The sequence below is a fragment of the Rhizobium sp. P1_E1 genome, from assembly GCF_056406015.1.
Window position 1 is genome coordinate 1 of sequence record NZ_JBFUAY010000041.1, and the last position, 19,387, is coordinate 19,387.

Consider the following 19,387-nt stretch of genomic DNA (forward strand, 5'->3'; position numbering starts at 1 on the left):
GGCTTGGTTCTTATATTAGAATTTGCTTGACCACACATTCACAAACCTTCACCCTGCCGGCTGCATACGAGCCGGCCTGACGATCAGCGCAGGCCGCGTGCCGACATCACCGCGCTCATGAACTCACTGCTTGTTATTCAGCCTGCTTTCGAGACAAAGGGGAGGAATTCGCATGCGATTTCATTGCAAATTAAAACTTCGAGATGGTCTTCTGGCCGCCGTTTCTCTCGTCGCCTTTTCAGGATTTGTCGGCCCGGCGACCGCGCAAACCGTGACCGGAGAGTTGGGCTCGCCCAACGCCACGAGAACGATCGACGGGCGTTATCTCCCGCCGCCACCGCCGCCGTTTGAGGGCACGATCAACCTCAACGCCTTGCAGTCCAAACAGGCATGGCCGGCGCGTGTCGTGCCGCCAAGGGGCGCGCCGAATGTTCTCTTGATTATCACCGATGACGTTGGCTTTGGCGCTCCTTCGACGTWCGGAGGCGTCATTCCGACGCCCACTTTGGACCGCATCGCCGCCGACGGCCTGCGTTTCACGAACTTCAACACAACATCGCTCTGCTCGCCGACGCGTGCGTGTCTCATCACAGGTCGCAATCACCACTCAGAAGGCTTCGGCGTCATCTCGGAGCAGGCCACCGGCTTCCCCGGCTATGATAGTGTTCTTCCCAGGGACACCGCCACGATCGGCCGTATCCTGCTTGAGAATGGCTTCCGCACCTCCTGGTTCGGCAAGGATCACAACACGCCGACCTATCAGACCAGCCAGGCAGGCCCGTTCAATCAATGGCCGACCGGCATGGGGTTTGAATATTTCTATGGCTTCATGGGTGGGGACAGCAGCCAGTGGTCGCCCATGCTGTTTCGCAACACGACGCAGATCGCTCCCTTTGTCGGCAATCCGCAATGGAACCTGATCACCGCCATGGCGGACGACGCCGTCGGCTGGCTGAACCAGTTGAATTCGATCGATCCGGCGATGCCGTTCCTGCTCTACTACGCGCCGGGAGGCACACACGCGCCACACCACCCGACGCCGGAGTGGATCGAGAAGGCCAGCGATCTTCATTTGTTCGACAAAGGCTGGAACGACGTTCGCGATCAGATCTTCGCCAATCAGAAAAGGCTTGGCGTGGTCCCGCAGGACGCCCAGCTCACAGCATGGCCGGACATGTTGAAGAAGTGGGATACTTTGTCGGCGGATGAAAAGAAGCTGTTCATTCGGCAGGCGGACGTCTACGCCGCCTACCTGATGTATACCGATCACGAGATCGGCCGCGTGGTCCAGGCCGTCGCGGATATGGGCAAGCTCGACAACACCCTGATCATCTTCATCAGCGGCGACAATGGCGCGAGCGCCGAAGGCACGATGAACGGCACCTTCGCAGAATTGGTCCCGTTCAACGGCATCAATCCGACCGTTGCCCAGAACCTGAAGTTTTACGACCAGTGGGGCAGCAACGAGACCTATCCGCACTATGCCGTTCCGTGGGCCTGGGCCCTCGACACCCCGTTCAAATGGACGAAGCAGATCCCGTCCTTCTTCGGCGGCACCCGAAACGGCATGGCGATCTCCTGGCCCGCGCGCATTTCCGACAAGGGCGGAATTCGGTCGCAATTCCATCATGTGATCGACGTCGTGCCGACAATCCTCGAGGCGACTGGCGTTCTCGCACCGATCATGGTCGATGGCATAGCGCAAAAACCGATCGAGGGCGTGAGCATGGCCTACACCTTCGACAAGGCCAGTGCCGAGGCGCCCTCACGGCACCGCACGCAGTATTTCGAGATGATGGGGGCGCAGGGTCTATACGACGACGGTTGGATGCTGAGCGCACTACCGATCCGTGCGCCCTGGGAGTTGGCCGGCAAGGCGGTCGACGATCCCGCCACCGCCTTCAAGATGGAGCTCTATGACGTCCAGCACGACTGGACCCAGAACAACGACCTGGCCGCCGCCAATCCTGCGAAGGTCCAGGAAATGAGGGACCTGATGTTCGGCGAGTTTGCGAAGTATCAAGTCCTGCCGCTGGACGCTTCCGCTGCGACGCGCCTCGCTTCCCCGCGCCCGTCGGTGACAGCAGGACGAAACCTGTTCACCTATAAGCAACCGGTGACCGGCCTGCCGGAAAGCGTGGCGCCCAATCTTCTCAATACCTCCTACACGATGACCGCAGACATTGATGTGCCACAAGGAGGTGGGGATGGTGCGATTGTCTCCCAAGGTGGACGGTTTGGCGGCTACGGGATGTACCTGCTGAAAGGCAAGCCGGTCGTGACCTGGAACCTTCTCGGTCTTGACCGGATCCGTTGGGAAGGCCCCGAAGCGCTCTCGCCCGGCAAGCACACCGTCGAGTTTGACTTCAAATATGACGGTCTTGGCTTCGCGACGCTTGCCTTCAATAATCTCAGCGGGATCGGTCGTGGCGGAACGGGAACGCTAACCGTGGACGGCAAGACGGTGGCAACGCAGGCTATACAGCGTACTGTTCCGCTCATCCTACCGGTCGATGAGACTTTCGACATCGGCTCGAAGACCGGCACCCCGATCGATGACCGCGACTATCAGGTTCCATTCCCCTTCACTGGCAAGCTCAATAGGCTGTCTATATCAGTAGAGCCTCCTAAGCTGACGCCGGAAGACCAGAGAAAATTGGTCGAGGCCAATCAAAGCGCTCAGGACGCCAAGTAACATGCGTTATCAACGTTCCCTTGGGCTAACGCCGATGTTGGTCGCCTTGCCCACTTTCATCAACACCCGAAGAGAAATAAACGGCAACGACTACCAACTACCGTTCCCGTTTACTGGGACCCAACTACCGTTCCCGTTTACTGGGACAATCGGCAAGCTGACGGTCAAGCTCGGGCCGTCGCAGTTGTGACCAGAGAAAAGCATCATATCCGAGCGCATGTAATACGCCTGGACTCGTGACGGTAGCTGGCGGTGAAGCCACCGCCAGCTACGCTAACTCCCGGCCATATCTGGGGCTAAATCTGGTTACCGATCGGGTTGAGAGATTCATTGAAGTTCGGCCGGAGCTTGTTGCCGAGATCGAGTATCGGGCATGGACGCATGACGGCAAGCTGAGGCATGCGTCTTACAAAGGGCTGCGCGACGCGGCTGATGTGGCGACTGTCTATGAGCTGGCGTAATCGCTCCGGCTTTGAAACCCTACAACTTGCCTGAAGTGGGCAAGGAATTGTTCAAGCTTTAGGAGAGTTTACTTGAGCCAGCAGGTTGTCATCCTTCTGCGCCTTACCTACCGTATTGTTCTGTAAACGATTCCGGGGACCATCATGAGCTGCAATATGCTGAGACGAGCCATCAACAAGATGGCCGCCACATCTCTGACTCTGCGAGGTCTGTTGATCGGTGCCTTGGGGGCGGCGCTGGTGGCGCTCTCCGCAGGAGCGGCATCGGCCCAAACCGCTGTTTGGACCGGCGCGACAAGCAATGACTGGACGAACGGGAGCAACTGGTCGACCGGGACCGCTCCTGTGGCAGGTCAAACCGTCAACATTGCCGCAGGGGGTGCAAGTCGGCCTGATGCAATCCTCGGCGTCAGCGGGCCAGTGGTCGTCTCGGCAGGCTCCATAAACGTGGGCCAAGTCGCAGGTGTGCCTGGCGCACTCACGATCCAGAACGGCAGCAGTTTGACCAACACAAGCATCGCCCGGCTTGCGGTCGTAGCCGGAAGCTCCGGGACCGTCACCGTGACCGGCTCTGGATCGCAATGGGACGTATTWTTTGGAACTTTTCATGTCGGCTTTGCAGGCACCGGCATCCTCAACATTGAAAACGGCGGGTTCGTCGAGGCAGGGAACACGGTTCTCGGCAGCGGCCCGTCATCATCCGGCACGCTCAACATCAGCAGCAGTGGCATCCTCCAGGCTCTAACCCTTCGGGGCGGCGCCGGTGCGAGCCAGGCCAATTTCAACGATGGCATTCTGCGCGCGACCGCCGCTAGCGCGACCTTCATCAACGGATTTTCCGGCACCGAACTCAATCTGCTCGCAGGCGGGCTGACGATCGACACCGCCGGCTTTGCCGTGGGAACCGATGCGGCGTCGGGTTTTTCAGGCGTCGGCGGCCTGACCGTTACCGGTGGCGGTGTCTTCAGCCTCCTGGCTAGCAGCATCTATACCGGCGAGACGCAGATCGACTTCGGCAGCGGCCTCGCGCTATCTGGCGCCGGCGCTATCGCCAGTTCAAGCCGGGTTGTCGCGGATGGCACTTTCGATGTTTCGGCGGCCACGACCCCGACCGTCCAGAGCCTGGCCGGCAGCGGCAGCGTACTGCTCGGAGCCCAAACTCTGACGATCGCCAATGCCAACGACACTTTCGCGGGCGTCATCGGCGGCACGGGCGGACTGACCGTCTCTGGCGGCAGCCAGATGCTTTCTGGCGTCAACACCTATGCGGGCGCGACGACTTTGAGCGGTGGCCGGCTTGCCGTCAACGGCTCGATCAACAGCGCGCTCACGACATCGGGCAGCGGCATTCTTGGAGGCATCGGCACGATTTTCGGCGATGTGACCAATGCCGGCACGATCGCGCCCGGCAATTCAATCGGCACGCTGACGATCGCAGGCAACTATACAGGCAGTGGCGGGACGCTCGAGATCGAAACAATCCTCGGCGGCGATGCCTCGCCGTCCGACCGTCTGGTGGTGGCGGGCGATACCGCAGGTACGACCAATGTCACGGTCATCAATCTCGGTGGCGGCGGCGCGCAGACGGTCGAGGGCATTAAGATCATCGATGTCGGCGGCATATCCGCCGGCAACTTCTCGCTGCTCGGCGACTATGTTTTCGACGGTGATCAGGCGGTGGTCGCGGGGGCATATGCTTATCGCCTCTACCAAGGCGGCGTGAGCACGCCTGCCGATGGCAATTGGTATCTGCGTTCGACCGAATTGGATGCCGCGGACGCCCCGATTGGGCCGATCTACGCGCCGGGTGTCCCGCTCTACGAGGCCTATTCCGGGGTGCTGCAAAGCCTCAACCAGTTCGGCACGCTACGCCAGCGCACAGGTGGGTGGGCGGCCGACGAAGGTCGATCCGCCGACCAGGACGCCAATACCCCCGCCACCGAAATCTGGACCCGCATAGATGGTACGCATTCGCACTTCGAGCCGGAACATTCGACGACCGGCACCCAATACGAGGTGAACAGTTGGACGCTGGAGGCCGGAGTCGACGGAATGCTGCGTGAAAGCGGGGCAGGCGCGTTGATTGGCGGGCTCAGCTTCCATGTGAAAACCGCTTCGGGCGACATTTCCTCGCGCTTCGGCAAGGGCGACGTTGACACCACTGGTTATGGCTTCGACGGCACCTTGACCTGGTACGGCAAGAGCGGCCTTTACGTCGACACTCAGGCTGCCGTCACATGGTATGACAGCGACCTGAAGTCCTCGACACTTCAAGCTTCGCTTGCCGACGGCAATGACGGGCTCGGTTATGGGTTCAGTGTCGAAGCCGGACAGAAGATTGCTTTGACGAGCCAGTGGTCGCTGACGCCGCAGGCGCAGCTCGCCTATTCCTCGGTGCGCTTCGACAGCTTCACCGATGCCTATGACGCCAATGTATCACTCGACGACAGTGACAGCCTGACGGGCCGCCTCGGCGTCTCGGCCGATTTTGACCGCGAGTGGAAGGATGCCTCCGGACATTCCAGCCGCTCGACGCTCTATGGAATCGCTAATCTCTATTACGACTTCCTCGACGGATCGAATGTCGACGTCTCGGGGGCCAGCGTCATCAGCGAAAACCAGGCCTTCTGGGGCGGTCTTGGCCTCGGTGGCTCGCTCAGTTGGTCCGACGAGCGTTATGCAGCCCACTCTGAAGCCTTTGCCCGCACCAGCCTCAATGATTTCGGCGACAGCAACACTATCGGCGCCAAGGTCGGATTCAGTGTGAAATGGTAGGTCCGGCGACCGCGCCGCGGAGAGCGGCATCAAACCGAACTATGACTAGTCCTCGTATTCCAGCGGATGATCCCGGCGTGGTCGAAGAACCCGCCAACAACTGGCCGGGCGCATGATTTCTGGTTGAGGCAGCGGTTGAATGATCGCCCATTCGAAATCTGTTAGGTCGAAATGACGTCGGGTCATGCAAGGCCTCCAAATCAAAGCCTCATTGAATCAAAAACATACCGCTGCCGAAACCCCGTTTATGAGTTTGCGGCCTAGTCGAAATGGATTTCAGCGGCTGGGTCGTTCACTCCGTGTGTTAAAGCAAAGGAACCGACATGACCTCCATCCGCGGGCAGATCAGCCGTTACCCGCTCGTTGCGTTTTTCGCCATCGCTTACATCCTGACCTGGCTCGGCTGGATCCTGCCGGAGCGGATCTATGCCGGCACTCTCCTCACCGGCGCGATCGCGTTGCCTTTCCTCCTGATGGTGCCTGGTCCGCTTTATGCCGCCCTGATCGTGACCGCAATCACCGGAGGCAGGCCCGGTATCGGCGCGCTCCTTAAGAAGTTCGCCATCTGGCGGGTGGGCTGGGAATGGTTTGCGGTCGCCCTGCTCCTAGCGCCGGCGATCGGCGTGACGGCCGCTTATCTGAACATGGTCTTCGGCGGGCCGAACCCCACGGCTGCGTTGATCGCTTCAGTGCCGACCATTCTGATGATGTTCGCCATTCGCCTCGTCAATCCCCTCGACGGCCCGATGCAAGAAGAACTCGGCTGGCGTGGCTTCGCCCTTCCGCTTCTGCAGGAACGGCACTTGCCGCTCGTCGCGAGCGCCATCCTCGGCGTGCTGGTTGTCATCTGGCACGTGCCGCTCGTCCTCCTCGACATGCTGCCGGCTTACGCGCTGTTTGGGACCTTCGCCTTCACGATCGTGTTCGGCTGGCTCTTCAACAACACCAGGGGCAGCGTGCTCATGACCTTGATCGCCCACGCCGCCGACGGCCTGGTCATCACCGGCAATCTCGGCCTGAACGCGATCGACAGCCAACGCCAGATCATGCTGCTGGTCGCGACGTGGTGTGTAACTGCGCTGGTCGTTGTTATGCTCTACGGGGCGACGCTTACCGGCAAGCCGAATACGCACATGCCCCGAAACCAACCTAGAGCGTAGTCTGTTCCTGGCGCGATAAGGTAGCAAACCCCGATGGCAGGGCTGCTTATGGCGCTTCATCTTCGAAAGCGGCGAAATCTTCTAATTCATTGTCACCCATTGACGTGAACAGGTTTCACCCCAATACGGTCAGGCCAGCCAGACGACAACAGGAGTGTAATCGTGAGCGAACCGACCGTAGCAGATGCAACAAACCGCATTTATGAGTCGCTCCAGGCGGACAACGCCGACATCGACGTGCATATCGCGGCCCTCAAGGCAGCGTTGACGCGGACGGGTTTAAAGGAGGCCGTATTCGACCCGGCCAGGCTCGTGCAGAATAACCGTTCTGGCAGGAAGCGGATGGAGGCCTACTTTCGGCAGCGCGGTGTCTTGGTGAAATTCTCAGCCTCGTGAAGCCTTGCCATGAAGGCAGACGGCTGTAATCACAGATGTCGCAGCATGCCCCCTCGCCCCTGCTCCCGCCCGTGTCTCCAGGCCGCTGCTGATGGAGGCCGGCGTGGATCCTCGGGTCAAGCCCGAGGACGACGGAGGGTGGGGTGAGCTCTGCGGCAAGGACAGCGATGGCGGATGGAAGACCATGCGATGGACCTGATCAGCGCCCACGCGGGTGAGCGTCAGGCTTTTGGCGCAGAGTTTCCATAGCGACTAAGGCCGCTTGTCTTTGACACCGAAACCGGATCTTTTTGCCCAGGTGTGAGCGGAGCGGCACACCGCTTACGCATCGGAAGAGCAGAAAGTATTATGTCCGAAAACAACGTCAACGCGCTTTCGTTCGAGTTCGATCGCTCGAATATGTTTGAGCCGCTTTTGCAGGCTGACCCATCGTTTCGTGAAAAGTGGGAGGTATTCCGGGAGGAGTATCGATCTGCCGACGAGTTGCCACTTTACTTGGCACTGTCAGAGCTTGCTCGTCATCTGATTCAGGATTTGGAAACCGGCAACACGCATCGGTTTGAAGCGATCTTTGATGTTGTCGAACGCTGGCACATCAACGGCGACCCATATGTGCAAGAAGCTGCTACGGTAGGTCTCCTCGAAGATTTGCAGAATGGACGTTTACATCGCAAAACTCGCCCAGAGGATTTTCTCCCATGGCTGCAACCGGAAACTCTCAAATGGTGGACCAAGGTTCATGAATTTTGGGCCACGGGAAAACCGATAATTTGAGGTCAGGCCAGTGGCTCTGGAGACGAAAGTCTGGAGGGATTGAGAAAGTCATTCTTGACCACTGAGTTAGTCTGAAATTAGCCTCGGAGTATGTTGATGACGCGCGTTCTTCCAGGTCTTCCCGCATACGGACCTCCCGCCCTCTCTTTCCCCAAGCCAAACGCTTTTCGGGAAGGTTTAATCGTGGAGTTCATCAACGCCAAGGGAGAGGCCTGGGTAGCAAATTTTGCGAAATTTAGTCCAGATGGCTTAAGTGCCGTCTATTCAGAATTTGGTCCCCGAGCTGTTTTTGTTGTGGCTGGAGGCGCTGGATACATCGTTGATTCCGATGAGCGCAAACTTACCCGCGAGATTGGGGGTCCCATTGATCAATGCTGGTATCAACCCGAGTTGCACGCGATGGTCTTCTCGAATGGGTTGCGTTTTGAGTCTTTCGATGGACACCGAACACTATGGCAGAGTCCTCGCGTGTCCTGGGACGGCATACGAAATATCGATTGCTCGGGAATGATCGTCGTTGGTGAGGCATACGATCCGTTCTCCGATAGCTGGTTACCACTGCAACTGAACCTCAATAATGGGAAAATAGAGGGCGGCTCTTATCCGACTCGAACGCAGGAAGATAACGTCGCAGAGCCGCGACCACCAAAACCCAACGGGTGAATTGAAGTACCAAGACCGTCCTTCACTCGGTCTCTAAGGCGTCTTCTTCGGCGCAACACAGGTCGCAAAAATCGACCTCAAAAGCCAAGACTGACTGTCAGGCATGTCTCCGAACACCTGTCAGCTATGTCTCCGGGCTTTACACTTGAGCCTGGGATCCATGCCCGTTGCTGATGGAGGCCGGCATGGATCCTCGGGGCAAGCCCGACGAAGACGGAGGGTGGGGTGAGCTCTGCGGCAAATACAGCAATGGCAGACGGCATAAGGGCGGCTTAGCTCGACTTTTCTGCCCATTCTGCGGCGAACAGCTCGCTCCAGCGAGACAGAACACCGTAGAAAAGACCAGCGTCCAACCATTCTTCGCTGAGCGTGGCACCGACATCTTCGGGAGAGTCCGTGTTGATGAAGGCGATAAGGCGAACCTTGTTTCCGACGTCCAACTGCAGAACGTAGCTTCCGTCATCAAAGGCCTCATCGCCGTCCGGAGCCCATGTTACTGCGCTTGTATGGATAGCTTCGGTAAATTCCTCACGCGACAGGCCGAAATAGTCAGTTCGTGTGGTTTCCCGAAATATGGCATCAAGATAGGCATCGGCGATCTGGGCTGCGTCAATATCCGCCAAAACAGGAATACAATGTGTTCCCCGTCGTCGCAGACGATCATTCACCTCATGGAACGAGTGACCCAACATCGACGCATCCGGCTCCTGGACGCCAAAGGTTCGTCCCCGGATGTGAAGGACAAAGGAACCCAACGCGCGCTGTGAAATACTGGGAAATGCCTTCGTGATTTCGCTTTCAATGGCAAATGCGGTGCGGTCCCCGACAATCACAGCGTTATCTCCCTATCGCGATCCATGGGCATGTAACGCAAAAAGACAGAACCCACCAACGCTGTCTGAATTCATCACCCACCTCTCGCCCCCCGCAACGCCGTCAGCCCCCTCCGCAGCCACAGCAATTGCTGCGGCGGCATCTGGCGCAAGTGTTCGTAATCCATCACCGTCACGTTATAGACCGTGCTCCTGACCTGCGGTCCATCAGGGCAGCGCAGCAGGATGCCCTGCAGGGCCATCATGCGGTTGCTGGCCTTGCGGGCGCGGTCGGCGAGGGTGTCGGTGACCTCGCCTTCGTGGCCTTTGACGGTAAAGAGCGTTTGCGCCCTCGGACTCGGGGCCGGGATGCCTGTGGTCTTGTGGTAGCGGGCGATTGCCTCGGCGTAGTCGTCGCCGGCCTGGCGCTGTTCTGAAGTGATCAGGCCGTCGAGGAACATGCGGCCGAGGGTGTAGCCGGCAAAGGGGCTCTTGACCGTCTCGTCATCAACCGTCCGGCCGAAGCCGTGGATGCGGCGGCGGGCTGATATCGCCACGCTGATATTCTCCTTCTCGGTTTCGAAGGGCTTGATCTTGCCGCAGGGAAAACGCTCGACATTCTCCTTGCGCGGCCGGCCGGCGCCCTTGTTGACCCGCCCTGTCTTCACCTTGGTGGCTTTGCCGCCCATGCTGATCGTCCTTCTATCGAATGATGCCGTTTCTGAGTGCCGCGGCGACCAGCGCCGTATCCTTGAAGACGCCGAGCCGCGCCTTGGCGTTGGCAATGTGCGTGTTCACGGTGATGTGGGAGATGCCGAGAATGGTGCCGATCTCGGCGGCCGTCTTGCCCGCCGCCATCCAGCGGATGATTTCGGTTTCGCGTGGGGTGACGTTGCTCATGGCTCTGCAGGCCCATCGATGCTGGGCACGCGCGGCATCGTCACATGCGCGCCCGACAGGGTCACCCGCGTCACGCGGTCGGGATGGCGGATCGGCTGGACGGGCGGGCCCGCCTTCGGCTGCGGATGCCAGGCGTCCTGCCTTGAGGGGAACCTGTCGCGGTTGCGGTGCGCCATGTTGATGACGGTGTTCTTCTTCGAGCCGAAGAGGTTGGCGATCTCTCTGGCCGACAGCCCTTCCTTCCAGAGCTTTTCCGCCTTGACGATCTTGTCTTCCGTCCAAAAGGTGATGGTCATCTCAATGCCTCCTCGTATCGTGCGGCCCTTGCAATGATCGGGTTGTCGGGAAACATCTTCGCCAATTCCCGCTTGGCGCTGCGGCTGCCATTGGCGGCGTCGCGCAGCAACTGCATCTTGTAGGCTGTGACCTTCGGCTGCGGCGTCTCGGGTTCGGCCTCCATGCGCGGGCGGCTCTCCGCCTCGATCGCCGCCTGCTGATGGCGGCATTGCTCGGCGAAACTGGCTGAGCTCGGGGCGAAGGCGCGGTTGTGGTTTTTGACCTTTCCGGAGATGAAGAGTTTGGCGGCCTGCCAGACCGCCTCCAGCGGGATGCCTTCGATGGCGACGAGATAGGCGCGGATCTGCATGTCGGGATCAGTGCCTGCGGATGCCGGGAAACCCGAAAGCATCCCAGCTATGATCTTCACCGGAGAGGAAATCTCTTGCGGCATCGACTGTCGTCCTTCTCGCGCTGCTGTTGATCGACCCGGCTTCCCTCGCCTTCTCCTTGAGGTACCAGTCGCATTTGATTGCCTGCCAGCCGCGGAAGATCTGCATCTCGGCGGCGCCGACCGGGTCGCCGGTCAGCAGATATTCCCTCGCCTGCATCCTGGCGGCATAGACCGTCAGCGGCTTCTTCAGCGTGCGCTTGCGATGCTCGATGATCGCTGCCGCGAGCTCCTCCCCCAGCACCGGGCTGAGGATGTCCATGATCTCCCGGTTCACTGTGTCCTTACCCATGCGATGTCCCTTTCCCGATTGAGATGGCCTCCTCAACCAGCAGCCTCCGCGGCCCGCCGGCAAAATTCACCGGCGTGCCCGGCTTGAGGGGGCGGCGGGGAAACCGGCGGATCTCCGAGCCGGCATGATCCTCGTGGGCGGTGTCGCCCTTCTCGGCGCTGCGAAGCTTGTGGATCTCGGTTTCCACCGACGGCACCGACGTGCCGAGGAGGGCTGCGATTTCGATATAGTCCCGGCCGGAGCGGAAGAGCTCGAGCGCGTTCATATCAGTGCCTTGCTGCGCCGGGGCGGTCTTGAGTTGGATGCTCATCGCTTGATCCTTCTTTCCCGCGAACGCGGTCCGCCATTGCCGCCGAAGCGGGTGCTGCCAACGTCTTTGATTTTTCAGGGGTGACGACCGGAGCGCCGGCGCTGGGAGCAAAGGCTCCGGTCGTCTGCCAGGCCGCCGCCTGGGTTTCGGGCGCGAGTGCGCCCGGGAGCTGGCGTCGCCGAGGGAGGAGCGCCGACGCCAGCCACCGATAGCCGTCAGGGAGGGGCTGGGCTATCGGGGTTGGTGATCGGCTGAGCGCCGGGCGGGATCATCGTCTCGCTGATCTCTTCCGGGCGCGTCGGCCGGTCGCAATTCTCGCAGTGGCGCTCGATCACCTCGGCGATCGACAGYGCCTTGCCGCAATTCGGGCAGCCGGTGTAGCGGGCGGTGGTTTTCGGGGAGATGGTCATAGCGACTCCACCTCCCGGTTGGCGTTCAGCACCTGCTGCAGGGCCTTGGCGAGGAAGGGGATATCCTCGTTGCGAACTGATATCGCGGACATCCGCCCTCCCCTTGGGCCTTGCGGCCGGTGAATGACGACGCCGGTCGGCATGACGTCCATGGCGAGCTTCTCTTCCGAGGAGATGGTGAACCTCATGGCGTCGTCTCCCCATCCCGGAAAGCTTGTCCGTTGTTGTTGATGTCGGTGTTTGTCATGGCGATTAGGGTACAATTAATACCCGTAATGTCAAGCACATTAGGGCATGACATGTACCTTAATTTAGGGTATTTTTTATATCATGTTGAAAGAGCAGGAACAATTTGAACGCGAAGAACGCGCAAAGCGCCTCGTCATGGCCAGGAAGAATGCTGGCTTTGCCGGGCCGAAGGCGATCGTCGATCGGTTCGGCTGGAATGCGAATGTCTACAAGGCGCATGAGTCCGGCCGCAACGGCTTCGGCATTGCCGATGCGAAGAAGTATGCCCGCGCTTTCAAGGTCAATCTCAACTGGCTGCAGTTCGGCACCGGCAACGCGCTCGATCCGGATGAGCTGCCGGTCTCCGTCGCCGATATCCCGAAGATCTCCTGGGTCAGCGCCGGGCAGCTGAGCGAGCAGGCGCCGATCACCGACTTCTCGGAATTCCCGACGGTCGCCGCCCTCGATCTGCCCGATGGCGAATGGATCGCGCTCGAGGTCGAAGGCAATTCGATGAACAAGATCTCGCCGCCCGGCTCGATCATCTTCGTCAATCTGCGCGACAAGCGCCTGGCGCCGAACGCGCTCTATGTCGTCGCCGACGAGACGGGGGCTGCGACCTACAAGCGCTATCGCCCGAACGACAATCCGCCCTTCCAGCCGGCGTCCTACGAGGACGTGCCGCCGCCGGAATTCCAGGGCGCCGTCACCATCGTCGGCCGCGTCCGCCGATCGATCATCGAGATGTAAGGATGAGAGCGCAAGGCTCGAAAATAACGCCGCGAATCAATCATATTTCAGTAGGGAAAACAGGATGATACGCCCTTCCTCACGCGCCGGAAGAATCTGGTTCTATATCGTCACGATAGCGGTGTTGCTCCTGGCGTATAGCGCCGCGCGCGAGATGTACGGCCTGTAGGATTTCGCTCCGAAGCTCGCCGATCCCCAGCCGGGATCATGAGGGGTATCGGGAGGATTCATCCTCTGAAACCACAAATTGCGGAAGCTCCGGATGCCGTTCGCGCACCACTCTCGACACCGCCACCAGGATGGACCGGATGGCTGCGGGGAACATGTCCTTCGGCAGCTTCTCCTCCCACGGATCGTAAAATTCGGTGATCGCATCCAGACCCGCCTCGATCACTTCGTCGGTGATTTCGATTTCGCTGCGCATCGCCGGCCTCCTTTTTTCTCCTAGCATCATACTCCAACTTCAGTTCTCATTCCTCTCTCTTCAGCTTAGGAGGAGAAGGTTCCTGAAGGCTGGTGAGGGAGGGTTCCGGCCAAAGCTTCCCCCTACCCCATGAGCAAAGCCCATGAAGCCGGGAGAGCATTGGCCAAGTCCTGAAGGCCGGAGCCGGGATGGGACACGTGCCAGAGGGGCCATTCGCTTCGCCCTCGTCCTGATTTTCTGACAGCGCACTTAAGGACTTTCGCTTCCCGCGCCGCTGGGCTTCGTCAGCTCGGGAGTTGCACCCGGTCGCCCAATCACTGGCGACAGGCATACGCCTATGATTCGTACCTCGTCAATCCAAGAGGTATTTTTTATACCTTTTACGGTTGACACGATAAGGTATAATAAATACCTTATTCTCACAAGCCGATCAGAGGCGCGAGAGGACAGGCGATGCAGCACATCCGCAATATCGAGACCGAGGAGAGCAAGCGGGATGCCCGCTGGAATGCGGCGCGCACGACCCACGACTGCCGCGCCTATATGGCCAACGAAGCCCAGCGCATGGGCGCCCTCGGCTTTGCCTACCTCCGCCGTCCCGAACACGCGATCCGCGGCCCGTCCTGGCTGCGCGGTGCTGCGGCCAGCGTCGAGGAGCACTACCGCTATGCCCGCGAGATCATGGGCATCACCAATAACGATCAATTCTACGCCTGAGGGGAACGAAGATGCCTGCCGCCAACCTTACCCCTGGTTCAACCGAGAGCCCTTCCCTTCCAGCCGCCCGACGCGCCGCGGCAACCGAAAAGACCCGCGCCAAGGCCCGTTTCACGGCCGGGGCGCCCGATCTCCTGAAGGCGCTGGTGGAGGCCGAACGCTTTTTCGACGGCAGCGCCGATCACGGCTGCCCGCTTCACCAGAAGATCCTCGCCGCCATCGACACGATGAAAGGCGGCCCATCATGAGCGATTGCCTGATCGAGGCCTTTTCCGGCTGCGCCTGCCCGCCAGGCGAATGCGCCGAAAAGCCCGTCACCCCGGCGCCGGTCACCTTCGTCTCGTGGCGGACCCAGGCGATCACCTGCCTCACCTTCGGCTTCCTCGCGGCAATCGTTACGGCCGCCTGGATGGAGACACAGTTCAAGAACCAGGATCTCAGCCATCAGGAACAGGTGTCATGGAAGTGAGCCAAGGCTGTTCCAGATATCACCGATCAGGAGCTGAACTTGATGTCGCTGGCCTTCGCCGCGGTGATGAATGCGCGGCGCACCTGCTCCGGCCCGGCCGCATCATTGAACACATCGAGCACAAGACGTTCGGCGGCCTTCGCCGCCGGCGTCTGCTCGGGCCAATCGTTCAGCAAGGTATTGCCCGCCTGAACGACATTATAGACCGTTCTCGTCTTGCCATTGATGGTGATTTTCACCGGCTTGAAGCTTCGTCGCCTGCTCATGATGCAGCCCCCTCACGCTGGACATCCGACTCAACGAATCACTTCGAGACTCGTTCCAGTTGAGGTGATTCTTCGTTTGCCAGCCGGGCGCCGAGCCCGATGTCCTCCGCCTGCATGACAGAGCACGGCCCGGATGCGTGCGAGAATACGGCAGATGAAGCCCGTACCAGGAGGCAACACAATGGACCTTCAAAGTCTCGTCGCCGCGCACATGCCAAACCGCCGCCGCCCCTCGCAGATGAGCGCCGCGGCCGAGGACCGATACTACCGAAATCAGATCACCCTGCCGCGCCTGCGGCTTCGGCTCCTCGGGCTGACTGCCGCGACCGCCGGCGTGACGCTGCTTCTGGCCGGCGTCATCAACACATGAGGTGCCGCCATGCTCCGACAGACCGATCATGCTATGCTGCGATCCGTTGTCACGGGGGACCGCGCGATGGACGACAGCGAGGCTGACCGGGCGGCGATCATGGCAGTGATCCGCGCCGAAACCGAGGCCTGGCTGCAGCGCGACTTCGAGGCGCTGGCAAGCCACTGGGTGCAGTCGCCGCAGACCCGGCGGATGGAATATTTCGCCTCGCTCGGCGTCCGGGTGGACGAAGGCTGGGACCCGATCGCGGCGCGGATCAAGAAGATCGTCGAGCGATTCCCGGAGAAACACGCTTTCGCCGAGCGCGTCCGCTGGGAAAAGGTCAACATCGTCGTCGACGGCAACATGGCCTGGATGACCTTCGATCAGATCGGCAGCGACACCGGCGAGGATCGCAAGCGCCAGCTGCGGATCCTCCAGCGGATCGACGGCGCCTGGAAGATCGGCTGCATGGTGATGATGGAGAGCAGCGTCGAGGAGGCGAACTGCCCGCTGATCGAGGTCGACGCGGATGCGCGGATCCTCTGGACGAACCGGCTGGCGCGGGAGCGGATGCCTGGGCATCCCGGGCTCGTCGCCGCCGCCGGTCGCCTACGTGCCCGGCAGCGCGAATACGACCCTGCGCTACGCGAGGCGGTGCGCCTGGCGTTCCGCGAGCTGCAGAGCCAGAGACCGCTGAACATCGCGCCGAAGCAGACCTGGGCGGTGGCGCTCGGCGAGGACGCAGCCGGGATTCCACTCCACTGCTGGGTCCTGCTTGAGGACGGCAAGACACTGGTCTCCTTCGACGACGCCGAGACGGTGGCGCGCCGGATCGCGAGCGCGCGGGAGGTCTTCGGCCTCTCGCCGGCGCAGACCCGGCTTGCGCGCCTGATCGTCGATGGCCATGACCTCGCAGCCGCCGCCGATCTGCTCGGGGTCAGTGTCAACACGTTGCGCACCCAGCTGCAGCGCATCTTCGACAAAACCGGCGTACGCAACCAGGCGGCATTGGTGCGGGCGCTGCTGAGCGCTGGAGCTCCGAGCCAATAGCCTCGACCGCGGGCGCCTGGTTGGGCCAATCGTTCAGGCTCGAACTGGATCCATGCGGACGATGCACCGTTCCTGTTCAGCCGCGCCTTGGCTATAACTTTCCTGCGGAAAAATTATAACCAGAGGAAGGGTGGGCTTTCGGTCGGTTGATTCTAAAGCGCTGCTGCATGGAAAACTCCCCTCTTGATTCCGTCGGCGGCAATGTCTATTTTGACCATATATGGTCATTTAAGACAGGAGGCCGCAATGTCGACGATCAGCGTGGCAGAGGCAAAGGCCGGTTTCGCCGGACTGGTGGATGAAGCGGCAAACGGGGAATTCGTGACGATCACGCGACACGGAAAGCCGGCTGCCGTGCTTGTGTCCGTCGAAGCAGCCGAGGCCGCGAAAAGGGCTTTGAAGACGCCACGGCCGAATTTCGGGGATTTCCTGTTGACGTTTCCCGGTGGGGTCGAGCTGGAGCGGAACCCATCGAAAATGCGCGATATTGATCTGTGACCGCCTACCTTCTCGACACCAATATCATTTCGAAGTTCGCGCCGGGCAAGGTGGCGCCGTCCGATCCGGTGCGGGCATGGTTCGGTGAGCAAGGCGAAGCCGATGCTCTCTTTCTGTCGGCTCTATCGATCGCGGAAATCGAGAAGGGAATGCGGAGCCTTCACCGTCGCGGCGGGATCGAGCGGGCAAAGCGCCTTTCGGCATGGCTGGACTTCATCACCGACAGTTTTGGGGATCGGATCTTGCCGATGGATACCGTTGTCGCGCGCATCGTCGGCGCCCTGGAAGATGCCGCCGAGAGCCAAGGCCGTCATCCCGGCCTTGGCGATCTCATCATCGCGGCGACCGCGCGAGCCTACGACCTCACCGTCATTACGGAAAACCTGCGGCATTTCCAGCCGCTTGACGTCGCTGTTGATCTTCCGGCCGCGTTCCGGTCGGAATGATCCGAAGCATCGCCGATCACGAGCCGCACTTGATGTCCGCTCGCCCTGGCTGCCGTCATAAACGCCCGCCGCACCGGCTCGAAACCACAAGCAGCTTGGCAGCTTCGACCGCCGCACCTGCTTGATGGCGCAGCACCTCACGCACCGATCTGAACCTGATCTAAACCCGACCGTCCAAGAGAGATCGTGATATGGTTGGAGTCCAATTTGGAGGGGGAGCTGTGCTGAAAAATCCCATAGTTGGACTGGCGGTTGGCGCGCTGATGGTTTTTGTGCCCCACGCCGCAGCGATTGCCGATCCGCTCCCCAAGGGTTTTGAGCGCCACAAGTTCAACGGGTCGGTCAGACCGGAGGTCAAGGACGGCGTGACCCGGTTTGAGATATTCGACCGTCAGTGTTCCAATGTCGACTATGGCGATGGACGCGGCGAAAATGATTGTCGCAATGGCAACGTCCGCTCAACAATTCGCTATACGCGAGACATGAGGGTTGGCGAAAGCGTCGAATACAAGTTCGATTTCCGGCTCGATCCGACCTTTGCCTACAAAGGCTGGCACAACAACTCCGCCAATGGCTTTTATCCCGATGGCTGGGACAGCCATCTGCGCCTGGCGTCCTGGGAAGGACCGGCAATCCACAATTTCATCTACATGCTGAAAGCCGACACGCGCAACGGCGTGAACTTTCTCGCCCGCCAGTGCCAGAAACCGCAAGATTTCGGCAAATGGGCGACATTCTCGCTGAAAATCCGATGGGCAAACGATGAGAGCGGCTGGGTTACGGCAAGCTGCGACAACAAGGTGATCTACGCCGCCGAAGGCGAAGCAACCAACCAAGCTCCGCATTGCTGGGAATCGAACGAGTGCGAGCCGCAATCAAACCGCGACCCAAAATCATTCAACTTCATTCTCGGCCCGGTGATGATGGGTTGGGGCGGTGACTGGAAGAGCTATGACCATCATATGTCCCAGTTTGACGTGGTGCAGCCGGACGGTATCGGCATCGATGTCCGCAATGTCAGTGTGACCCGCGGTGTCGGCAATTATTCCGCCGAACAAGCCGTTTTGCTCAAGAGGTTGCAGCAGCAACTGGCTCACTTGGGCTGCAAGCCAGGGAATCTCGAGGGCAAGCCCGACAAGGCAACACGGCAAGCCGCGCTCTCTTGCCGCAAGTTCGAGAGCGGTTCGCTTCCCCAAGCGCTCAACCTCACGACGCTGCAAGCCTTCGCTGACGCCTATGCCAAGCCGGAGACCGCAAGTCTGCCTTCGGGCAACGCCGCGGCTGGTACCGAAAACCTTTCGTCCAAACCGAGGACCTATATCAAGCTCGGCGAAATGCTTGCCATGAAGACGGGTAAAGACACCAAGGTGAATTCCAACTTCTTCGGCAAGATCAAAGCCGCCAAGAAGGGACAGAACGAGCTGGACTTCATCATACTGGGTCAGTTCGACTACACTGACAACAGTTTCAGCCAGCTGTCATTTGTTCTGCAAGACAATCTCTCCAAGGCCGAAGTGAATGCGGCGGCCAAGTGCGGCTATGGGACGATCCGGTTTCCAGACGGCACAGATCATGTGGAGATCCGCATGAACCATTCAGGAAACACGTTCTCGTCCCCACCAAAAACCGACTGCCTGATTCAAGCGCTCGGCAAACGACCGGCATCGCAGGTTCCCTACCTCACCACGGGGTTTGCCGATCTGGCCAAATCAATGGTTTCCGATGGCGGCTGGAAGAAACTCAGGCATGACGGTTTAAAGATATTTGTCAAACGTGTTGCGGATGGTGAGATCACAGTCGGCGGCTGAGATC

At 60.0% G+C, this 19,387-nt stretch carries 26 protein-coding genes and 1 pseudogene; 16 read left to right on the forward strand and 11 right to left on the reverse strand.

The genetic code is table 11. From position 1 onward, the window contains the following. The first annotated feature begins 172 nt into the window (after positions 1–172). From AC1D1Z_RS15990 to AC1D1Z_RS16020, 7 genes and pseudogenes are all read left to right on the forward strand, one after another. Positions 173–2,695: an arylsulfatase gene (locus AC1D1Z_RS15990; RefSeq protein WP_477851139.1), complete on the forward strand. Its 2,523-nt coding sequence runs from the start codon at positions 173–175 to the stop codon at positions 2,693–2,695. Positions 2,696–3,027: 332 nt separating this feature from the next. Further along, positions 3,028–3,156 (forward strand): annotated as a pseudogene (locus AC1D1Z_RS15995) (ATP dependent DNA ligase); the annotation flags it as partial. Positions 3,157–3,300: 144 nt separating this feature from the next. After that, positions 3,301–5,931 carry an autotransporter family protein gene (locus AC1D1Z_RS16000; protein WP_477851141.1) on the forward strand — a complete coding sequence of 877 codons (2,631 nt, stop codon included), beginning with the start codon at positions 3,301–3,303 and terminating at the stop codon, positions 5,929–5,931. Between the two features lie 323 nt (positions 5,932–6,254). Beyond that, positions 6,255–7,091, forward strand: a complete 837-nt coding sequence (locus AC1D1Z_RS16005; protein WP_446945366.1) for a CPBP family intramembrane glutamic endopeptidase — start codon at positions 6,255–6,257, stop codon at positions 7,089–7,091. A 159-nt stretch (positions 7,092–7,250) separates the two neighbouring features. Further along, positions 7,251–7,487, forward strand: coding sequence for a hypothetical protein (locus AC1D1Z_RS16010; protein ID WP_477851196.1), 237 nt, complete (start codon positions 7,251–7,253; stop codon positions 7,485–7,487). Between the two features lie 348 nt (positions 7,488–7,835). Next, positions 7,836–8,261, forward strand: a complete 426-nt coding sequence (locus AC1D1Z_RS16015; protein ID WP_028734471.1) for a DUF7674 family protein — start codon at positions 7,836–7,838, stop codon at positions 8,259–8,261. A gap of 96 nt (positions 8,262–8,357) precedes the next feature. Further along, positions 8,358–8,924 carry a hypothetical protein gene (locus AC1D1Z_RS16020; protein WP_130759391.1) on the forward strand — a complete coding sequence of 189 codons (567 nt, stop codon included), beginning with the start codon at positions 8,358–8,360 and terminating at the stop codon, positions 8,922–8,924. A 272-nt stretch (positions 8,925–9,196) separates the two neighbouring features. On the opposite strand, the gene AC1D1Z_RS16025 is transcribed toward AC1D1Z_RS16020, so the two are convergent. From AC1D1Z_RS16025 to AC1D1Z_RS16065, 9 genes are all read right to left on the reverse strand, one after another. Beyond that, entirely contained in the window at positions 9,197–9,757 is a 561-nt protein-coding gene (locus AC1D1Z_RS16025; RefSeq protein WP_080671825.1) for an Imm42 family immunity protein, read from the reverse strand. Positions 9,758–9,831: 74 nt separating this feature from the next. Continuing rightward, a complete protein-coding gene (locus tag AC1D1Z_RS16030) occupies positions 9,832–10,425 on the reverse strand; it encodes a hypothetical protein (RefSeq protein WP_477851145.1) in 594 nt (197 codons plus the stop codon). 13 nt (positions 10,426–10,438) lie between these two features. Further along, positions 10,439–10,636 (reverse strand): response regulator transcription factor, encoded by a 198-nt coding sequence (locus AC1D1Z_RS16035; protein WP_018241004.1) that lies wholly within the window; start codon positions 10,634–10,636, stop codon positions 10,439–10,441. Beyond that, positions 10,633–10,932: a GcrA family cell cycle regulator gene (locus AC1D1Z_RS16040; RefSeq protein WP_130759388.1), complete on the reverse strand. Its 300-nt coding sequence runs from the start codon at positions 10,930–10,932 to the stop codon at positions 10,633–10,635. The genes AC1D1Z_RS16035 and AC1D1Z_RS16040 overlap by 4 nt, the downstream gene beginning before the upstream one ends. After that, the gene (locus AC1D1Z_RS16045; protein WP_446956684.1) at positions 10,929–11,324 is read right to left on the reverse strand and encodes a hypothetical protein; all 396 of its coding nucleotides are present in this window, start codon (positions 11,322–11,324) and stop codon (positions 10,929–10,931) included. The genes AC1D1Z_RS16040 and AC1D1Z_RS16045 overlap by 4 nt, the downstream gene beginning before the upstream one ends. Then, the gene (locus AC1D1Z_RS16050) at positions 11,290–11,655 is read right to left on the reverse strand and encodes a hypothetical protein (RefSeq protein WP_477851148.1); all 366 of its coding nucleotides are present in this window, start codon (positions 11,653–11,655) and stop codon (positions 11,290–11,292) included. Before AC1D1Z_RS16050 ends, AC1D1Z_RS16045 begins: the two co-directional genes overlap by 35 nt. Next, the gene (locus tag AC1D1Z_RS16055) at positions 11,648–11,965 is read right to left on the reverse strand and encodes a sigma-70 family RNA polymerase sigma factor (RefSeq protein WP_477851150.1); all 318 of its coding nucleotides are present in this window, start codon (positions 11,963–11,965) and stop codon (positions 11,648–11,650) included. Before AC1D1Z_RS16055 ends, AC1D1Z_RS16050 begins: the two co-directional genes overlap by 8 nt. A 215-nt stretch (positions 11,966–12,180) precedes the next feature. Then, positions 12,181–12,375 carry a hypothetical protein gene (locus AC1D1Z_RS16060; RefSeq protein ID WP_130728913.1) on the reverse strand — a complete coding sequence of 65 codons (195 nt, stop codon included), beginning with the start codon at positions 12,373–12,375 and terminating at the stop codon, positions 12,181–12,183. Then, the gene (locus AC1D1Z_RS16065) at positions 12,372–12,563 is read right to left on the reverse strand and encodes a hypothetical protein (protein WP_028742847.1); all 192 of its coding nucleotides are present in this window, start codon (positions 12,561–12,563) and stop codon (positions 12,372–12,374) included. The genes AC1D1Z_RS16060 and AC1D1Z_RS16065 overlap by 4 nt, the downstream gene beginning before the upstream one ends. 142 nt (positions 12,564–12,705) lie before the next feature. Between AC1D1Z_RS16065 and AC1D1Z_RS16070 the strand changes: the two genes are divergently transcribed. Further along, positions 12,706–13,353 carry a S24 family peptidase gene (locus AC1D1Z_RS16070; RefSeq protein WP_018449194.1) on the forward strand — a complete coding sequence of 216 codons (648 nt, stop codon included), beginning with the start codon at positions 12,706–12,708 and terminating at the stop codon, positions 13,351–13,353. 205 nt (positions 13,354–13,558) lie between these two features. On the opposite strand, the gene AC1D1Z_RS16075 is transcribed toward AC1D1Z_RS16070, so the two are convergent. Continuing rightward, entirely contained in the window at positions 13,559–13,777 is a 219-nt protein-coding gene (locus AC1D1Z_RS16075; protein ID WP_018240996.1) for a hypothetical protein, read from the reverse strand. Positions 13,778–14,230: 453 nt separating this feature from the next. Here AC1D1Z_RS16075 and AC1D1Z_RS16080 point away from each other — a divergent pair, with 453 nt between their 5' ends. From AC1D1Z_RS16080 to AC1D1Z_RS16090, 3 genes are read left to right on the forward strand one after another with little or no spacing between them, the layout of a single operon-like run. Continuing rightward, entirely contained in the window at positions 14,231–14,494 is a 264-nt protein-coding gene (locus tag AC1D1Z_RS16080; protein ID WP_477851153.1) for a hypothetical protein, read from the forward strand. A gap of 11 nt (positions 14,495–14,505) precedes the next feature. Next, positions 14,506–14,742: a hypothetical protein gene (locus AC1D1Z_RS16085; RefSeq protein WP_477851155.1), complete on the forward strand. Its 237-nt coding sequence runs from the start codon at positions 14,506–14,508 to the stop codon at positions 14,740–14,742. Then, entirely contained in the window at positions 14,739–14,963 is a 225-nt protein-coding gene (locus AC1D1Z_RS16090; protein WP_477851157.1) for a hypothetical protein, read from the forward strand. Before AC1D1Z_RS16085 ends, AC1D1Z_RS16090 begins: the two co-directional genes overlap by 4 nt. Positions 14,964–14,989: 26 nt before the next feature. Here AC1D1Z_RS16090 and AC1D1Z_RS16095 read toward each other — a convergent pair whose 3' ends face one another. Further along, positions 14,990–15,229, reverse strand: coding sequence for a DUF982 domain-containing protein (locus AC1D1Z_RS16095; RefSeq protein WP_018240992.1), 240 nt, complete (start codon positions 15,227–15,229; stop codon positions 14,990–14,992). Positions 15,230–15,410: 181 nt separating this feature from the next. Between AC1D1Z_RS16095 and AC1D1Z_RS16100 the strand changes: the two genes are divergently transcribed. From AC1D1Z_RS16100 to AC1D1Z_RS16120, 5 genes are all read left to right on the forward strand, one after another. Further along, on the forward strand, positions 15,411–15,599 hold the full coding sequence (locus AC1D1Z_RS16100) for a hypothetical protein (RefSeq protein ID WP_047619272.1): 189 nt from the start codon (positions 15,411–15,413) through the stop codon (positions 15,597–15,599). Positions 15,600–15,608: 9 nt separating this feature from the next. Beyond that, positions 15,609–16,631, forward strand: a complete 1,023-nt coding sequence (locus AC1D1Z_RS16105) for a LuxR family transcriptional regulator (RefSeq protein WP_047619271.1) — start codon at positions 15,609–15,611, stop codon at positions 16,629–16,631. Positions 16,632–16,877: 246 nt separating this feature from the next. Continuing rightward, entirely contained in the window at positions 16,878–17,129 is a 252-nt protein-coding gene (locus AC1D1Z_RS16110) for a type II toxin-antitoxin system Phd/YefM family antitoxin (protein ID WP_003557256.1), read from the forward strand. Next, complete coding sequence (locus tag AC1D1Z_RS16115; RefSeq protein ID WP_446987433.1) at positions 17,126–17,575, forward strand: type II toxin-antitoxin system VapC family toxin; 450 nt, start codon at positions 17,126–17,128, stop codon at positions 17,573–17,575. The genes AC1D1Z_RS16110 and AC1D1Z_RS16115 overlap by 4 nt, the downstream gene beginning before the upstream one ends. A gap of 221 nt (positions 17,576–17,796) precedes the next feature. Then, complete coding sequence (locus AC1D1Z_RS16120) at positions 17,797–19,383, forward strand: hypothetical protein (protein ID WP_477851161.1); 1,587 nt, start codon at positions 17,797–17,799, stop codon at positions 19,381–19,383. The last annotated feature ends 4 nt before the right edge of the window (positions 19,384–19,387 follow it).

Bases quoted from the DNA above. Each gene is read 5' to 3' on its own strand.
- AC1D1Z_RS16005 (WP_446945366.1), top strand. From the start codon at position 6,255: ATGACCTCCATCCGCGGGCAGATCAGCCGTTACCCGCTCGTTGCGTTT.
- AC1D1Z_RS16015 (WP_028734471.1), top strand. From the start codon at position 7,836: ATGTCCGAAAACAACGTCAACGCGCTTTCGTTCGAGTTCGATCGCTCG.
- AC1D1Z_RS16020 (WP_130759391.1), top strand. From the start codon at position 8,358: ATGACGCGCGTTCTTCCAGGTCTTCCCGCATACGGACCTCCCGCCCTC.
- AC1D1Z_RS16030 (WP_477851145.1), bottom strand. From the start codon at position 10,425: ATGGGCGGCAAAGCCACCAAGGTGAAGACAGGGCGGGTCAACAAGGGC.
- AC1D1Z_RS16035 (WP_018241004.1), bottom strand. From the start codon at position 10,636: ATGAGCAACGTCACCCCACGCGAAACCGAAATCATCCGCTGGATGGCG.
- AC1D1Z_RS16040 (WP_130759388.1), bottom strand. From the start codon at position 10,932: ATGACCATCACCTTTTGGACGGAAGACAAGATCGTCAAGGCGGAAAAG.
- AC1D1Z_RS16045 (WP_446956684.1), bottom strand. From the start codon at position 11,324: ATGCTTTCGGGTTTCCCGGCATCCGCAGGCACTGATCCCGACATGCAG.
- AC1D1Z_RS16050 (WP_477851148.1), bottom strand. From the start codon at position 11,655: ATGGGTAAGGACACAGTGAACCGGGAGATCATGGACATCCTCAGCCCG.
- AC1D1Z_RS16055 (WP_477851150.1), bottom strand. From the start codon at position 11,965: ATGAGCATCCAACTCAAGACCGCCCCGGCGCAGCAAGGCACTGATATG.
- AC1D1Z_RS16065 (WP_028742847.1), bottom strand. From the start codon at position 12,563: ATGAGGTTCACCATCTCCTCGGAAGAGAAGCTCGCCATGGACGTCATG.
- AC1D1Z_RS16070 (WP_018449194.1), top strand. From the start codon at position 12,706: ATGTTGAAAGAGCAGGAACAATTTGAACGCGAAGAACGCGCAAAGCGC.
- AC1D1Z_RS16075 (WP_018240996.1), bottom strand. From the start codon at position 13,777: ATGCGCAGCGAAATCGAAATCACCGACGAAGTGATCGAGGCGGGTCTG.
- AC1D1Z_RS16080 (WP_477851153.1), top strand. From the start codon at position 14,231: ATGCAGCACATCCGCAATATCGAGACCGAGGAGAGCAAGCGGGATGCC.
- AC1D1Z_RS16085 (WP_477851155.1), top strand. From the start codon at position 14,506: ATGCCTGCCGCCAACCTTACCCCTGGTTCAACCGAGAGCCCTTCCCTT.
- AC1D1Z_RS16090 (WP_477851157.1), top strand. From the start codon at position 14,739: ATGAGCGATTGCCTGATCGAGGCCTTTTCCGGCTGCGCCTGCCCGCCA.
- AC1D1Z_RS16095 (WP_018240992.1), bottom strand. From the start codon at position 15,229: ATGAGCAGGCGACGAAGCTTCAAGCCGGTGAAAATCACCATCAATGGC.
- AC1D1Z_RS16100 (WP_047619272.1), top strand. From the start codon at position 15,411: ATGGACCTTCAAAGTCTCGTCGCCGCGCACATGCCAAACCGCCGCCGC.
- AC1D1Z_RS16105 (WP_047619271.1), top strand. From the start codon at position 15,609: ATGCTCCGACAGACCGATCATGCTATGCTGCGATCCGTTGTCACGGGG.
- AC1D1Z_RS16110 (WP_003557256.1), top strand. From the start codon at position 16,878: ATGTCGACGATCAGCGTGGCAGAGGCAAAGGCCGGTTTCGCCGGACTG.